A 14,855-nucleotide genomic window follows, 5' to 3' on the forward strand; every position below is an offset into this window, starting at 1 on the left:
GGGTGCTGGCGGTCGCGGAGTCCGTGCCGGTCGACAGAGTTTGCCCTCGTGACACAATGTTCGATCTGGGTCACCCCGGGGTTCAGGTCCGGGGTGACCCATTACGGTATGCCCCTGCGATTGATCGCGGGTGCTGGGTGGGTTGAGGGTCGAGGTCTGGGCTCTGGGCTCTGGGCTCTGGCGGAGTCATCGCTGCCAAAGAGGCTGAAGGCTGAAGAAGGGGTTCCGGAAGAGGGGTTCCGAGGGTATGAACGGGACGGTGACGGCGGTCAGCAGCAACGGCGAGTACTCGTTCACGAAGCCGAACCGGGACAGCATCACGCTGCTGGCCGGGCTCGGAGTGGAAGGGGACGTACACGCGGGTGTGACGGTCAAGCACCGCTCGCGCGTCGCGCAGGACCCCACTCAGCCAAACCTGCGTCAGGTCCACCTCATCCAGGAAGAACTCCTCACCGAGGTCGGCGAAGAAGGATTCGCGGTGGCGCCCGGCGAACTCGGCGAGAACATCACCACCCGCGACATCAACCTGCTCGGTCTGCCCGTCGGCACCCTGCTGCGCATTGGCGACGAGGCAGTCGTCGAGGTCACCGGCCTGCGCAATCCCTGCCTGCAGATCGACATGTTCCAGGACGGTCTGCTGAAGCGGGTCGTGGGCCGCGACGAGGCGGGGAACATCGTGCGCAAGGCCGGAATCATGAGCGTCGTGAAGGACGGCGGCGTAGTGCGTCCCGGTGACACCATCAAGTCAGAGCCCCCCGAAAAGCCACACCGACCTCTGGACCGCGTCTAACGGGACCGGCCGGGTCTGCCCCGAGCGGATTCATGCTGAGCGATTGGAAACTTTGGGACACCCGATAGGGCGCCCCGGCGTCCCAAAGCTTCCACTTGGGGCGTCCGCCTGTAGGGGGTGGGTTGGGGTGGGTTGGGGTGGGATGGGTCGAGGGGGGCGCAACCGCTTCGGCTGCTCGCCCTGGCTGCGCCCGTCGGTGTGAGCTCACGCACCCGCACCCGCACCCGCTTGACCGCGTCAAGCAGCCGAACGCCCTTGGCGGGCAACTGACTCCCGGGCCTACCTACTGGTGGAATCTGGTTCTGGGGAGTTCGGCGCGTTTCCGCTGATTCGATGGATCGGGCAACAGCCGACGCTCGATGCCAGACAGGCTTACGTTGCCCAGTTCGGCGTTGTCGGAGAACAGGTGGTCCAGAGCCCATCGCCGGTCCGCGCCGGCCGGCGGACCGAGCACTCCGTCGGCATGGGCCAGTCCCAGCAGCGTGATGGAGGAGCCCAGGCTGATCAGCAGAATCTTGCACCCCCGTACCGTCGTACGCCTCGGGAGTGGCGGTCAACACCTGGCCTCGGCTTGGCCGGACGCCGAGGCGTAGCGAGTCGCGCAAATGTAGAGCCGAGCCCCGGCGCCAGGGGGGGGGAGGCGCCGGAACTCGGCTCTGGGAGAGCCCCGGCGCCAGGGGGGGGGGAGGGCGTCGGGACTCGGCTCGGGGACCCTGGAGTCTTTTGCCCAGGGCTCGGGTAGTTGAAGCGGCCGTAAACGGCCTTCTGTACGACTCCGTTCGAGGCCTGGTTTCGAATTGCATCGAATTGCTTCGAATTGCTTCGGAACAAGCCCCGAAGCGGCTGGATCCGAAGCGACTAGATCCAAAGCGGCCAGCCCCCGAAGCGGAGACCTTACGCCGCGGCGTCGAACCCGGTGTCCCGGGCCAGCTTCTTCAGCTCCATCAGCGCGTGCTTCTCGATCTGGCGGATGCGCTCGCGGGTGAGGCCGTGCTCCTTGCCGACCTCCGTCAGCGTGCGCTCCCGGCCGTCCTCGATGCCGTACCGCATCTTGATGATCGAGGCCGTGCGCTGGTCGAGGCGTCCGATGAGGTCGTCCAGCTCCTCGCTGCGCAGCAGCGTGAGCACGGACTGCTCGGGCGAGACGGCCGAGGTGTCCTCGAGGAGGTCGCCGAACTGGGTCTCGCCCTCGTCGTCCACCGACATGTTCAGCGAGACCGGGTCACGGGCCCAGTCCAGCACGTCGATGACGCGCTCCGGCTTCGTATCCAGCTCGGCGGCGATCTCGGCGGGCTCGGGGTCGCGGCCGTTCTTGCGGTTGAACTCGCGCTGCACACGGCGGATCCGGCCCAGCTCCTCCACCAGGTGGACGGGGAGCCGGATGGTACGTGACTGATCGGCGATCGACCGGGTGATGGCCTGACGGATCCACCAGGTCGCATACGTGGAGAACTTGAAGCCCTTGCGGTAGTCGAACTTCTCCACCGCGCGGACCAGTCCCGCGTTCCCCTCCTGGATCAGGTCCAGCAGGGGCAGGCCGCTGCGCGGATAGCGTCGCGCTACCGCGACGACCAGGCGCAGGTTCGACCTGATGAAGATGTCCTTGGCCCGCTCGGCGTCCGCGACCAGCGCTTCGAGCTCCTCACGGGAGGCGTCCGCCTTGGCGTCGGTGACCTCGCCGTCGAGAATCTGCTGGGCGTACACACCCGCCTCGATGATCTGGGACAGCTCGACTTCCTTGGCGGCATCGAGCAGCGGTGTACGCGCGATCTCGTCGAGATACATGCCGACCAGGTCGCGATCGGCGATCTCGCCGCCTACAGCGCGAACACTGCTTGCCGCGTCGTTCCCGCCAGTGGCGGACTTACGACGGGCGACGGCACGGGTTGCCATGCGTGCTCCCTTGCGTGGTGGGCTTGCGGGTCCTAGTGGTGGCTCGGGCACCCTCCCGGGTGCCCTCCATCTGATGGAAACAACGACTGGAATCCGGACAGAATTCCCAACCCGCCCCTCGATTTTTCTGATCTTGCAGTACCCTGTGCCGCCACGAGGGAGGCGAGATGCCGTCGGAACGTACAGAGGTGCAGGTCAGGCCAGGAGTCGAAGGTGACCTCGATGCCCTCACCGACATCTACAACCACTACGTACGTGAGACGCCGATCACCTTCGACACCGCGACCTTCACTCCGGAAGAACGCCGCCCCTGGCTGCTCTCCCACCCTGAAGACGGCCCGCATCGCCTGATGGTTGCCACGGCGGTGGACTCACAGGAGATTCTGGGGTACGCCACGTCGAGCGCGTTCCGGGCGAAGCCCGCGTACGTCACGTCTGCGGAGGTGACGATCTACCTCGCCCCGGACGCGCATGGGCTGGGCGTGGGGACGTTGCTGTACAAGGCGCTCTTCGAGGCGCTCGCGGGCGAGGATCTGCATCGGGCCTACGCGGGGATCACGCAGCCGAACGAGGCGTCGGTGCGGTTGCACGAGCGGTTCGGCTTCCGGTACGGGGGGACGTACCGGGAGGTGGGGCGGAAGTTCGGGCGGTACTGGGACGTGGCCTGGTACGAGAAGGAGCTTTAGGCAGGGTCCTTCATTCCGGTTGTCCCGTTTGTTCCGGTTGTTCCGGTGGTTTCGTCTTGGTGGCTTCATTCAGGTTGTTCCGGGTCCACGAGCCTGGGCAGTTTCGCCATCGCGGCAGGGATCATGCCTCTTACATCGGGTGATCGCTGACCCGGCTGTCCGCCCCGCCCCGTTCCGTCACATCGCCAAGCGAAGCAGCAACTCCCTTGCCCCAGTGGGGAAACAGCGGGAAACAGCGGGAAGCCGACGGGGAAACCAGTGGGCGGAGCCCTACCCGAACTGCACCGACCTCTTCGCCAGCCCCAGCCAGAACCCGTCGATCACCGACCGCTGCTCGCCCAGCTCACCGAAGGCGTCCGCCGCCCCCATCGTCACGAACAGCGGGGCGAAGTGCTCGGTCCGCGGGTGGGCCAGTCGGCCGGCCGGGGACTTGTGGAGGAAGTCGAGGAGGCCGTCCACGTCGCCGGAGTCGAGCGCCCGGTGGCCCCACTCGTCGAACTCCGCCGACCAGCCGGGAATCCCGCCCTGCCGCAGCGCCGCCAGGTTGTGGGTGAAGAAGCCCGAGCCGACGATGAGGACGCCCTCGTCGCGCAGCGGGGCCAGCTTGCGGCCGATGCGCATGAGGCGGACCGGGTCGAGTGTGGGCATCGAGATCTGCAGGACCGGGATGTCGGCCTCGGGAAACATCTCCACGAGCGGGACATACGCCCCGTGGTCGAGGCCCCGGTCCGGGATGTCCTGGACCGCGGTGCCGGGCGCGCGCAGCAACTTGCGGACGGACTCGGCGAGTTCGGGGGCGCCGGGAGCCGCGTACCGCACCTGGTAGTAGTGCTCGGGGAAGCCCCAGAAGTCGTAGACCAGGGGGACGGACTCGGTCGCGCCCAGGGCCAGCGGGGCCTCCTCCCAGTGCGCGGAGACCATGAGGATCGCCTTGGGGCGCGGCAGGTCGGCGGACCAGGCGGCGAGCTGGCCGGGCCAGAACGGGTCGTCGGCCAGCGGCGGGGCGCCGTGCGAGAGGTAGAGGGCGGGCATGCGCGCTTCGGCGGCACGTTCCTCGGTGGCGGCGGACATGGCGGTGACTCCCCTTTCGACTGGTCGACTCACTCTATTTGCTTGAACTATCAAGCTATATGAACAGAGCCTACTCCCCATTGGTTTAACATTCAAAGAGGGGCCTCGTACAGTAGGTGTATGAACACGGCATCCGCTGACGAGCCCCGCTGGCTCAACAACGAGGAACAGCGCACCTGGCGTGCGTATCTGCACGCGACCCTTCTCCTTGAGGACCATCTCGACCGCCAGTTGCAGCGTGACGCGGGCATGCCGCACATCTACTACGGCCTGCTCGTGCAGCTGAACGAAGCGCCGCTCAGGCGGCTGCGGATGACCGAGCTGGCGATGCGCGCCAAGATCACGAGGTCCCGCCTCTCACACGCCATCGCCCGGCTGGAGAAGAACGGCTGGGTGCGGCGAGAGGACTGCCCATCGGACAAGCGCGGGCAGTTCGCGGTTCTCACGGATCAGGGGTACGAGGTCCTGAGGCGAACCGCGCCCGGACACGTGGACGCCGTCCGCCAGGCCTTCTTCGACCGGCTCACCCCGGACCAGCAGAAGGCCCTCGGCGAGGCCATGCGCCTCATCGCCGAGGGCCTCCAGCCCAAGGAGGCGGGCGCCGACCTGCCCTGGCTCCGCTGACCTGTCGCCCCGCTGGGTTCAACCGGGAAACGCCTGTCGTTCGGTGGTTGCGGCTCCGCCGCGATGTCGCAGCCCCGCGCCCCTTGCGGGGTGCTCCGGGCATGGATCTGCCCCGGCTCCGCCGCTCGCGGAGCCGGGGCAGATCCCGGATTCGTACGTACGAAGGCGTCCCCACCCCGCATACGTACGAGGGTCAGTGGGTGACCACGTGGGGTACCGGTCGGCCCGTCAGTGGGCGATCACCGGGACCTTCAGCTCGTCCTCGGCGCCTTCGCCGGAGCCGGTCACCGCGGCGGTGTCCGGACGGCCGGTGTTGATGAAGGTCGCGGCGATCGTCGCGGCGAGGACCAGGATGCCGACGGCGAACCAGATCGCGTTGGTGTACCCGTGCACCTGGCCCTCCAGCTGGACCAGCTGCTGCTGGGCCTGGGAACCGGCGCCGCCGATGTGGTCCTTGATGTACGCCGTCGTCGCGGAGGCGGCGATGGTGTTCAGCAGGGCCGTACCGATCGCTCCGCCCACCTGCTGCGAGGTGTTGACCATCGCGGAGGCGACACCGGAGTCACGCGGCTCGACACCGTGCGTGGACAGGGACATGGCGGGCATGAACGCCGTACCCATGCCGAGGCCGAGCAGGATCATCCCCGGCAGGATCACGCTGGCGTACGAGGTGCCGAGCTCCAGCTGGGTGAGGAAGAGCATGCCGGCCGCGGCGACCAGGAAGCCCGGAGCCATCAGCAGGCGCGGCGGGACCCGGGTCATCAGGCGGGTGCCGATCTGGGTGGAGCCCACCATCATGCCGCCGATCATCGGCAGGAAGGCGAGGCCGGTCTTGACCGGCGAGTAGCCCAGCACGAGCTGCAGGTAGTAGGTCAGGAAGAGGAACAGGCCGAACATCGCGATGATCGCGAGGCCGAGGGAGAGGTAGACGCCTCCGCGGTTGCGCTCGGTGATGACGCGCAGCGGCAGCAGCGGGGCCTTGACCTTGGACTCGGTGAAGACGAACGCGGCGAGCAGCACCACCGCGGCGACGAACAGGCCGACGGTCGTGGAGTCGCCCCAGCCGTCGGACTCGGCGCGGGTGAAGGCGTAGACCAGCGTGACCAGACCGAGGATGGACAGGACGACGCCCGGGATGTCGAGCGGCGAGCGGTTGCGGCTGCCGGACGGCTCACGGATGACGAAGTACGCGCCCGCGGCAGCGACGACGGCGAACGGGATGTTCACGAAGAACGTCCAGCGCCAGTCGAGGTACTCGGTGAGCAGGCCGCCGAGGATGAAGCCCACGGCGCCGCCGCCACCGGCGATCGCACCGTAGATACCGAACGCCTTGGCGCGCTCCTTGGGCTCCGTGAACATCACGGCGAGCAGGGAGAGCGCGGCGGGCGCGAGCAGCGCGCCGAACGCACCCTGCAGGGCACGGGCGCCGAGCATCATCGCCTCGTTCGTGGCAGCGCCGCCGAGGGCGGACGCGGCGGCGAAGCCGACCAGACCGGCGACGAAGGTGCGCTTGCGGCCCCACAGGTCGGCGATCCGGCCGCCGAACAGGAGGAGTCCGCCGAAGGCGAGGGCGTAGGCCGTGATGACCCACTGCCGGTTGCCGTCCGAGATCCCAAGGTCCTGCTGGGCCGAGGGAAGCGCGATGTTCACGATGGTCGCGTCCAGCACGACCATCAGCTGGGCGAGCGCGATGAACGTCAGCGCCTTCCAGCGGTTGGCATCGGGAGCCGGCGCCTTTGTGGCGGCGGCCGGGGCTGTTTCAGACATGGAGGTACCCACTTCAGGACTTCGAACTCGTGAAAAGGACGTGGTGGGGCGCGGCTCGTCGACGGTGACGGGCCGGAAGATCAGTACGTAAGTGGGGTTACGTAAGCGCGGGTTGTGTCATCGCTGGTAGGGACTGGCGAGCGAGGCGGAACTAATCGGTCATGCGTATCGCATGTCCTCCAAGGTCGCGGCCGTGCCGGGCAGTTCGGAGCGGGCCGGTGCCCGGAACCCGTCCAGGAGCAGCTGCAGGTGGCGGTGTACGAAGGTGTCGATGTCCAGGCACCCCGTGCCTGGCAGCGGCCGGGTGAGCTGGGTGACGGCGATCATCAGGTCCCCGTAGGCGACATCTGGGCGAAGCTGGCCGGCCGCGCGGGCGCGCGCCATGAGCCCCTCCACCAGCGTGTCGATCCGCTCGCGCGAAGCGAGCAGATCGGGATGGTTCGTGTCGAAGGACGCCGAGAGCATCGGGCACAGTGCGCCGATCCGCCCGTCGGCCGACGCGTGGACGAACCTGGAGAGGGCCTCGAAGGCGTCGCCGCTCTCGGCCAGCGCCTGCTCGGCCTGCTCGGAGACCCGGTCCAGGACCGAGCAGACGACCTCACGCTGGAGGGCGTCCTTGTCCGGGAAGTTTCGGTACACCGTGGCGTTGCCGACGCCGGCACGGCGGGCGATCTCGTCGAGCGGCACTTCAGAGCCGAACTCGACGAACATGTCCCGCGCTGCGGCGACGATCCGCTCCCGGTTGCGCAGGGCGTCGGCCCGCGGGCGGGGCGCCTTGCGCTGCACGGCGGTGGCGGTCTCCACGGCGTACTCCGTTCGACGGTCTTCTCGTTGCCCGCTGCTCTCGGCCCTCTTGGGCCTCGTACGCGCGATCCGGGGATCCGGTCCCCGTTTCCTGCGGACACATGGCTAAACGGGGAAACGATCCCCAGTTATTTCCCGAGCTTCCTGTGACCTGCGCCACACATCTTCGGGGCGGGGCGCGAACTGGCCGCGGGCGCGCTCCAACCGGGTTCGGGTGGGCTCCGACATGGCCCGGAGCGCCGGCCTCCCACGATCGGTCTCCTCCAGCGCGCGCCCGCGCATCCGGCGGCAGAGGGTGATCGAACAGGGTGCAGCCAGAAACGGCCGGCTGCCTGGAGCGAAAGGCCCCTGCATGCAGCCGACCAGCCGTCGGATACCCCCGTGCCGCCGTGCCGCAGCCCTCGCCTCGGTCACCCTCCTCACCCTGGCGGTCAGCACCTCCGCCGGGAGCGGACATCTGACGGCCGGCTCGACGACGGCCGCGGGACCGATCGCGCCGACGCGATCGTCTCCGCTCGGCCCCTGCATGATCAGCGGCTCGATGGGCGTGGAGATGTCGGAGGGCATCCCCACGACGGCGGGCTACTCCCGCTCCACCGGCACCGTCCGGGCGCTGAACCTGATGGTGGACTTCTCCGACGCGCCCGGTGAGGGCAGCGCGCTCGACCGCTTCGGCGAGTTCTTCCCGCAGACCACCGAATGGTTCCGCACCAGTTCGTACGGCCGCCTCGACTACCGCCCCGAGGCCCCCATCGGCCGCTGGCTGCGGATGCCCAAATCCTTCAAGGGGTACGGGATAGAACGCGGCGCCCCCTTCGATCCCGGCTACCGCGACCTGGTGCACGACATCGTGGCCACCGCCGACCCGACAGTGGACTTCCGGGAGTACGACCTCCTGAACATCCTGGTCACCCCGAACGCCGGCCCCTCGGCCCTGGACACGGTTCTGTCGGTGACCTTCGCGGGCAACACGGAGGCACCGGTCGCGGACGGGGTGCCCGTCGCCAACGCGTCCTTCATCTACAGCCGCCAGGACGACGGCTCCGGCTCGTACGGCGAAACCGGCTACCGCGTACTCCCCCACGAGAACGGCCACGCCTTCGGGCTGCCCGACCTCTACACCCAGGACGGGGGCGGCGCGGTCGGGCACTGGGACATCATGAGCGAGGACTGGGGGGCCGACAACGACCTGCTGGGCTGGCACAAGTGGAAGCTCGGCTGGCTCGACGACTCCCAGGTCGGCTGCGTGGCCGAGGCCGGCACGACCGAACACGTACTGACTCCGCTGGCCGAGCCGGGCACCGGCGGCAAGCTGGTCTTCGTGCCGCTCGGCCCCAGGACGGGGTACGCGATCGAGCTGCGCACCCTCGCGGGCAACGACGAGGCGGTCTGCAAGTCGGGCGTGCTCATCTACAAGGTCGACGCGGACATCGACACCGGCCACGGGCCGATCACCGTGGTCGACTCCACGAAGGACAGCGGCGGCTGCACCCGCAGCCCGAACGTCCACGCCGAACTCTCCGACGCGCCGTTCCGCCCCGGGCAGTACTTCAAGGACCTCGAGACCGGCATCCGGATCACGGTCGCGGGAGCCGACTCCGCCGGGAACCACCGGGTGTACGTCACTCGCCGCTGAGGCGTTGGTGGGGGTGTGGTTTCGCCTTCAGGCGTGTGGTTCGCCTTCAAACGCCGGGCAGCCGCACCGCCCCCTCACTTCAGGGGCGCGGGGCTGTGACATATGCGGCTCCACCGCGGGGCGCGCCCAGCCACGACCAACCCGCGGCTTCCGCACGGACCTTCCCCGGAGCGCCGGGCGGAGCGCTCGGCCGACCGCTCGGCCAAGCCGCCGGCCCGCATTCATTACCGTGTTCCGGACACCGTAATGGGGAGCCCATGCCACCGACACACCTCACACCCGCCAAGCCCGACGCGGTCGTACCCGCTGAAGCCGTCGCCCCGCTGATGCGCGGGATCTCCGTGCTGCGCCGGCTCACCGAGGCGGGCGGGACGTCGAGTCTGAGCGGCCTGGAGAAGGCGACCGGGCTGGCCAGGTCCACGGTGGACCGCATCGCGGCGACCCTGGCCCGCATGGGATACGTACGCCTCGACGGCCGGGACGCCGTGCTCGCGCCGCGCCTGATGGAGCTGGGCAACGCGTATCTGGCCGCGCTGCGGCTGCCCGGGCTGCTGGGCGCGCGGGCCGACGCACTCGCGGACGAGCTGGACGAGTCGGTGTCGCTGGCGGTCGGGGACCAGGACGGGATCCGGTTCATCCACCAGGCGACGCGGCGCCGCGCGATGTCGTTGAGTTTCCGGATCGGTGACCTGCTGCCGGCCGAACGGACTGCGCCGGGGCCGTTGTTCGCCACGGAGTGGGCGCCCGAGGACTGGGCGCGGTGGCGGGAGCGGCGGGCCGCCGATCCGGAGGACCGCGGGTTTCCGGCCGTGCCGCCCCGCGAACACCCCACCGGCGACGAGGAGTTCGAGACCTGGACCCGGGAGTCGGGGGTCCGGGGCTGGGCTCTGGACGACCAGTTGATCGAGCCGGGGCTGGTCGCCCTGGCCATGCCCGTACGCGATCACGAGCGTGGACGGATCGCCTGTGTGGTGAGCGTGGTGAGCCACACGAGCCGGCACACCGCGGCATCACTCCGGGACACGTTGCTGCCCAGGCTGCGGGCGACGGTGCACGGGATGGAGCAGGAGCTGCGCTCTGCCGCTGTCCCCGTTTCCCCCTCGGATCGGGTCGAGCCGTCCGTCGCACCCTCGGGCCTCGCCGCCTGGACCGGGGGGTCCAAGCAGGAACTGGGCCGGGAGTTCATCGAGTCGCTGGCCCGCGGGCTGACCGTGCTGACGGCGTTCGGCGAGGGGAGGGCCGAGCTGACGCTCACCGAGGTCGCCCAGGCCACGGGGCTCGCGCGGGCTACGGCCCGGCGCGCGCTGATCACCCTGGAGCACCTCGGCTACGTGGCGGCCCACGGGCGCACCTTCACGCTGACGCCCCGCGTCCTGGGTCTCGGCTTCCCGCCGCTCTCCCGCACCTCGCTCCCCCAGATCGCGGCGCCTCATCTGGCCGAGCTGGCGGGCCGGCTGCACGACTCGGCGTCCCTGGCGGTGCTGACGGGCGACGAGATCCAGTACACGGCCCGCGTCGCCACCAGTCGCATCATGAGCGTCAACATCACGCTGGGCACCCGCCTGCCCGCGTACGCGACCTCCCTGGGCCGAGTCATGCTGGCGGACCTCGCTCCGGGCGAGCGCCACCGCCACCTGCCCGAGGGGCCCGAGCTGCGCGCCCTGACCCCGCACACGGTCACGGATCCGGCAGCGCTCACGGCCACCCTGGGCCGCGTACGGGAGGCCGGATACGCCCTGGTCGACGGGGAGTTGGAGGAGGGCCTGCGCTCGATCGCGGTCCCGGTCCGGGACCGGGGGGGCCGAGTCGTGGCGGCCGTGAACGTGGCCATGCACAGTTCGCGGCGCTCGGTCGAACAGTGTGTGGCCGAGGTGCTGCCGGAGCTGCGGATTGCCTCCGGCCGGATCGAGGCGGATCTGCATGTGGCCGGGCGGTTCACTCGGGTCGCCTAGCCGGCGGGCCAGACGTGTGGGCGGGTACGAGAACGGCTGCGGCCGGTCTCGTACCCGCCCAGGGATGAAGGTGTGACACCCGGGCCTACGCCTTTAGTACCGGTGACTTCCCGGCCGACAGCCCGATCCGCCGGGGACGCGCGCGCGGTTAGCGTCGCGGCATGCGTATAGGGATTCTCGGCACGGGCAATGTGGCCCGTGCGCTGGCAGCCGGATGGTCCGCCGCGGGGCACGATGTCGTGCTCGGCTCGCGCAGGCCGAAGGAACGTACGGGCGTGGGCTTCGCCGTCGCGGGGCTCGAGGAGGCGGTCGCGGACGCGGAGGTGGTGGTCAACGCGACGCCGGGCACCGTGTCACTGGACGTGCTGCGCACCGTCGGAGCGGCGGCTCTCGCCGGGAAGACGCTGGTCGACGTGGGTGTGGGCCTGTCCGACGACTTCACGGAACTCGCCCACCCCAACAGCAGCCTGGGGGAGCTGATTCAGGAGGCGTTCCCGGACACCTCGGTGGTCAAGACGCTGTGCACGATGGACGCGTCGGTGATGAAGGCGCCCGGTGCGCTGGACGGCCCGAGCACCGTCTTCCTGTCCGGTGACAGCGACGCGGCCAAGCAGCTCACCGGCCGACTGCTCGGCGACCTCGGTTGGCCGCCGTCCGCGCAGCTCGACATCGGCGGCATCGGCAGCTCACGCGGTCAGGAGCACTTCGCCCTGCTCTTCACCGGAATCGCCGGCGGCCTGGGGACCCACGTGTTCAACATCGACGTCGTTACGCGCCCGACCTCGCGGTGATGCGGGGCGGCGGCGGGAAAACAGGGGCGCCCTCGACCCGCGGTCTCCCCTCCCGTCGCCGCCCCGGATCCTCCCGCCGCCCCGAGCCCTCCCGCCGACCGGGGTCTTCCCGCCGCCCCGACCCCTCCCGCCGGCCGGGGTCTTCGCGTCGACCCGGATCATCGCGCCGCCGCCCCGAGGCAACCAGCCCTTTGAGCGACCTCTCCGTCGCGAGCCGCGGAAGCATCAGCGCCCAGAAGCGAGTCAGCACGCGCTGCGACAACCACTGGGCATTCCGGCTCCCCAGCGTCCCGAACCCCACGGTGGCCGCGATCACGGCGTTGGCCGCGTCCTGCACCGGCACGTCCCGCGCCAGCGCCCCCTCCCGGGCCGCCTCGGCCAGCACGCTCTCCACCCAGGCCTGCCACTGGCGCCGGAGATCGACTCCGGCCGCCACGGATTCGGAGCTGTCGCTCAGGTTGAACCCGGCCCGCAGGACCACGTCGTGCCCGAGTCCCCGGAGCAACGCGTGCGTGGCGTCGACCAACACCTGCAACGCGCCGCCGGTCTCCGCCGGCCCGCTCCCGTCCTCGCTCCCTCGCCCGCCCGCGGCGCCGGCCGTCATCATCCGCAGCCGCCGCGCCGCCGCCTCCCGCACCGCGGTGCCCAGCGCCGCCTTGCTGGCGAAGTGGAAGTGCAGGGCGCCATTGCTGACCCCGGCCCGTGCGCTGATCGCGGAGAGGGTGACGACCTCGAAGCCGTTCTTGCTGAAGAGCTCGGCCGCCGACTCGATCAACGCGTTGCGCGTACGTACCGCGCGTTCCTGTTGGGCCATCAGGGCTCTCCGTTGGTGTGGTTGCCGACGGCTGCTGCCGGTTGGGCAGCCGAGGACCCACCACGCTAACAAACCGCTCTGGCGGTTTCCATACCTCCTACCAGACATGTAATTACGGGACCGCCGCAGGAACGAGACCCGTCGTCGGCCCGTCGACGGACCGCAGACCGCTTTCCGGAGCCGAGAACAAAACCGGATGGTCCACATCTTTGCTTGGTGCGTCACCGGGGCCCGGAACACTGTTCGCGCTATTCGACGCGGGGGGGCATCGACGTGCTGAGCATGCGCAAGCTCGGCACCCGGCTCGGCGCGGGCGCGACGTCGCTCTACCGGCACGTCGCCAACAAGGACGAGCTGATCGAGCTGGCCGTGGACGAGATCTGCGGCGACATCGAGGTCCCCGACTCGAAGGACCCGGCCCACTGGCGTGCTGGCGTGGCCCACTGCGCGCACAGCCTGCGTACGACGATGCTGCGCCACCCCTGGATCGCCTCGGTGCTCGGCGAGACGGGCATGTCGTACGGCGAGAACGCGATGCGCATGTCCGAGACCATGCTCACCCTGTTCACCCGGGCGGCCCTCCCCGCCGCCGAGGCCGACCTCGCGGCGTGGCCCCTGAAGACAAGGGGCGCGGCCCCTCCCCTAGCGCACGAGGCAGGGGCGCTTGCCGTCGAACTCCCAGCCGGGAACCAGGAACCGCATCCCGATGGCGTCGTCCCGCGCCCCCGGGCCGGCCTTCCTCCGGTAGAGCTCGTGGGCCGCGAGGAGGCGGTCCATGTCGAGCTGGACGCCCAGGCCGGGCGCGTCTGGGACGGCGATCTCCCCGTCGGCAATGCGCGGCGGGGTGACGGTGAGCCGCTCCAGGCCCTCCTGCCAGATCCAGTGCGTGTCCAGGGCGTTGTACTCGCCCGGGGCCGCCGCCCCGCAGTGGGTCACCATGGCCAGCGAGATGTCGAAGTGGTTGTTGGAGTGGCACCCCCAGGTCAGCCCCATCGCGTTGCACAGCTGGGCCACGCGCACCGAGCCCTGCATGGTCCAGAAGTGCGGGTCGGCCAGCGGGATGGAAACCGACTGAAGGGCCAGGGCGTGGGTCATCTGCCGCCAGTCGGTGGCGATCATGTTGGTCGCGGTGGGCAGGCCGGTGGCGCGACGGAACTCGGCCAGGATCTCGCGCCCGGAGTAGCCCCCCTCGGCTCCGCAGGGGTCTTCGGCGTAGGCGAGGGTGCCCACCAGGGGCGTACACAGCTCGATCGCCTCACGCAGGGACCACGCGCCGTTCGGGTCGAGGGTGACCCGGGCCTCGGGGAAGCGGCTCTTCAGCGCCCGTACGGCCTTGACCTCCTCGGCGCCCGCCAGGACACCGCCCTTGAGCTTGAAGTCCCGGAAGCCGTAGAGGTCGTAGGCGGCCTCGGCCTGCCGGACGATCGCCTCGGGCGAGAGGGCCTCTTCGTGCCGGATGCGGTACCAGTCGACGGGCGATTCGGGCTCGCGCACGTACTCCAGGTCGGTGCGGTCGGGGTCGCCGACGTAGAAGAGGTAGCCCAACACCCGCACGGAGTCGCGCTGTTGGCCGTCGCCAAGGAGGGCCGCGACGGGTACGTCGAGGTGCTGGCCCAGCAGGTCGAGCAGCGCCGACTCGACGGCGGTGACGGCGTGGACCGTGGTCCGCAGGTCGAAGGTCTGGGCGCCGCGTCCGCCGGCGTCGCGGTCGGCGAACCGGTCGCCGATCTCGCGCAGGACACGCTTGTAGTCGCCCACCTTCGCGCCGACGACGAGGGACTCGGCATCGCGCAGAGTCCGGGTGATCTTCTCCCCGCCGGGCACCTCGCCCAGTCCCGTACGCCCCTCGGAGTCCTTGAGTACGACGACGTTGCGGGTGAAGTAGGGGCCGTGCGCGCCGGAGAGGTTCAGCTCCATGGAGTCCCGGCCGGCGACGGGGTAGACGGTGAACTCGGTGACCGTCGGTTGCTGACTCATCATCAAGGTCCTTGTGGAGAGAGGCGACTGGAGCCGGGATCAGGTATCGG

General features: G+C 69.8%; 12 protein-coding genes and 1 pseudogene. 7 read left to right on the top strand and 6 right to left on the bottom strand.

The window, feature by feature from the left end; translation table 11 throughout:
• The first annotated feature begins 247 nt into the window (after positions 1–247).
• Entirely contained in the window at positions 248–790 is a 543-nt protein-coding gene (locus ACTWQR_RS07380) for an MOSC domain-containing protein (RefSeq protein ID WP_443226107.1), read from the top strand.
• 894 nt (positions 791–1,684) lie between these two features.
• Here ACTWQR_RS07380 and ACTWQR_RS07385 read toward each other — a convergent pair.
• Positions 1,685–2,683, bottom strand: coding sequence for a sigma-70 family RNA polymerase sigma factor (locus tag ACTWQR_RS07385; RefSeq protein ID WP_443226108.1), 999 nt, complete (start codon positions 2,681–2,683; stop codon positions 1,685–1,687).
• A gap of 167 nt (positions 2,684–2,850) precedes the next feature.
• Between ACTWQR_RS07385 and ACTWQR_RS07390 the strand changes: the two genes are divergently transcribed.
• Positions 2,851–3,369, top strand: a complete 519-nt coding sequence (locus ACTWQR_RS07390) for a GNAT family N-acetyltransferase (protein WP_443226109.1) — start codon at positions 2,851–2,853, stop codon at positions 3,367–3,369.
• Positions 3,370–3,639: 270 nt separating this feature from the next.
• On the opposite strand, the gene ACTWQR_RS07395 is transcribed toward ACTWQR_RS07390, so the two are convergent.
• A complete protein-coding gene (locus tag ACTWQR_RS07395) occupies positions 3,640–4,401 on the bottom strand; it encodes a dioxygenase family protein (protein WP_443226305.1) in 762 nt (253 codons plus the stop codon).
• Positions 4,402–4,560: 159 nt separating this feature from the next.
• On the opposite strand from ACTWQR_RS07395, the gene ACTWQR_RS07400 reads away from it, so the two are divergent.
• On the top strand, positions 4,561–5,064 hold the full coding sequence (locus ACTWQR_RS07400) for a MarR family winged helix-turn-helix transcriptional regulator (protein WP_443226110.1): 504 nt from the start codon (positions 4,561–4,563) through the stop codon (positions 5,062–5,064).
• A gap of 228 nt (positions 5,065–5,292) precedes the next feature.
• On the opposite strand, the gene ACTWQR_RS07405 is transcribed toward ACTWQR_RS07400, so the two are convergent.
• Together ACTWQR_RS07405 and ACTWQR_RS07410 are read right to left on the bottom strand one after the other, a co-directional pair.
• Positions 5,293–6,831, bottom strand: a complete 1,539-nt coding sequence (locus ACTWQR_RS07405) for an MFS transporter (protein ID WP_443226111.1) — start codon at positions 6,829–6,831, stop codon at positions 5,293–5,295.
• Between the two features lie 159 nt (positions 6,832–6,990).
• The gene (locus tag ACTWQR_RS07410) at positions 6,991–7,635 is read right to left on the bottom strand and encodes a TetR/AcrR family transcriptional regulator (RefSeq protein ID WP_443226112.1); all 645 of its coding nucleotides are present in this window, start codon (positions 7,633–7,635) and stop codon (positions 6,991–6,993) included.
• A 352-nt stretch (positions 7,636–7,987) separates the two neighbouring features.
• Here ACTWQR_RS07410 and ACTWQR_RS07415 point away from each other — a divergent pair, with 352 nt between their 5' ends.
• From ACTWQR_RS07415 to ACTWQR_RS07425, 3 genes are all read left to right on the top strand, one after another.
• Positions 7,988–9,271 (top strand): M6 family metalloprotease domain-containing protein, encoded by a 1,284-nt coding sequence (locus ACTWQR_RS07415; protein WP_443226113.1) that lies wholly within the window; start codon positions 7,988–7,990, stop codon positions 9,269–9,271.
• Between the two features lie 257 nt (positions 9,272–9,528).
• On the top strand, positions 9,529–11,223 hold the full coding sequence (locus tag ACTWQR_RS07420; protein ID WP_443226114.1) for an IclR family transcriptional regulator domain-containing protein: 1,695 nt from the start codon (positions 9,529–9,531) through the stop codon (positions 11,221–11,223).
• Between the two features lie 161 nt (positions 11,224–11,384).
• Positions 11,385–12,014, top strand: coding sequence for an NADPH-dependent F420 reductase (locus tag ACTWQR_RS07425; RefSeq protein ID WP_443226115.1), 630 nt, complete (start codon positions 11,385–11,387; stop codon positions 12,012–12,014).
• On the opposite strand, the gene ACTWQR_RS07430 is transcribed toward ACTWQR_RS07425, so the two are convergent.
• Positions 11,992–12,828: a ScbR family autoregulator-binding transcription factor gene (locus tag ACTWQR_RS07430; RefSeq protein WP_443226116.1), complete on the bottom strand. Its 837-nt coding sequence runs from the start codon at positions 12,826–12,828 to the stop codon at positions 11,992–11,994. The genes ACTWQR_RS07425 and ACTWQR_RS07430 overlap by 23 nt on opposite strands.
• 468 nt (positions 12,829–13,296) lie before the next feature.
• Here ACTWQR_RS07430 and ACTWQR_RS07435 point away from each other — a divergent pair.
• Positions 13,297–13,365: pseudogene (locus tag ACTWQR_RS07435) on the top strand (hypothetical protein); the annotation flags it as partial.
• A 105-nt stretch (positions 13,366–13,470) separates the two neighbouring features.
• Here the strand turns inward: ACTWQR_RS07435 and ACTWQR_RS07440 are convergent.
• Positions 13,471–14,805, bottom strand: coding sequence for an enolase C-terminal domain-like protein (locus ACTWQR_RS07440; protein ID WP_443226117.1), 1,335 nt, complete (start codon positions 14,803–14,805; stop codon positions 13,471–13,473).
• Between the last annotated feature and the right edge of the window lie 50 nt (positions 14,806–14,855).

This window comes from Streptomyces sp. 2A115 (genome assembly GCF_052245575.1).
Lineage (GTDB): Bacteria > Actinomycetota > Actinomycetes > Streptomycetales > Streptomycetaceae > Streptomyces.

Excerpts from the sequence above, each read along its gene's own strand:
- ACTWQR_RS07380 (WP_443226107.1), top strand. The coding sequence starts at position 248 with ATGAACGGGACGGTGACGGCGGTCAGCAGCAACGGCGAGTACTCGTTC.
- ACTWQR_RS07385 (WP_443226108.1), bottom strand. The coding sequence starts at position 2,683 with ATGGCAACCCGTGCCGTCGCCCGTCGTAAGTCCGCCACTGGCGGGAAC.
- ACTWQR_RS07390 (WP_443226109.1), top strand. The coding sequence starts at position 2,851 with ATGCCGTCGGAACGTACAGAGGTGCAGGTCAGGCCAGGAGTCGAAGGT.
- ACTWQR_RS07395 (WP_443226305.1), bottom strand. The coding sequence starts at position 4,401 with ATGCCCGCCCTCTACCTCTCGCACGGCGCCCCGCCGCTGGCCGACGAC.
- ACTWQR_RS07400 (WP_443226110.1), top strand. The coding sequence starts at position 4,561 with ATGAACACGGCATCCGCTGACGAGCCCCGCTGGCTCAACAACGAGGAA.
- ACTWQR_RS07405 (WP_443226111.1), bottom strand. The coding sequence starts at position 6,831 with ATGTCTGAAACAGCCCCGGCCGCCGCCACAAAGGCGCCGGCTCCCGAT.
- ACTWQR_RS07415 (WP_443226113.1), top strand. The coding sequence starts at position 7,988 with ATGCAGCCGACCAGCCGTCGGATACCCCCGTGCCGCCGTGCCGCAGCC.
- ACTWQR_RS07420 (WP_443226114.1), top strand. The coding sequence starts at position 9,529 with ATGCCACCGACACACCTCACACCCGCCAAGCCCGACGCGGTCGTACCC.
- ACTWQR_RS07425 (WP_443226115.1), top strand. The coding sequence starts at position 11,385 with ATGCGTATAGGGATTCTCGGCACGGGCAATGTGGCCCGTGCGCTGGCA.
- ACTWQR_RS07430 (WP_443226116.1), bottom strand. The coding sequence starts at position 12,828 with ATGGCCCAACAGGAACGCGCGGTACGTACGCGCAACGCGTTGATCGAG.
- ACTWQR_RS07440 (WP_443226117.1), bottom strand. The coding sequence starts at position 14,805 with ATGAGTCAGCAACCGACGGTCACCGAGTTCACCGTCTACCCCGTCGCC.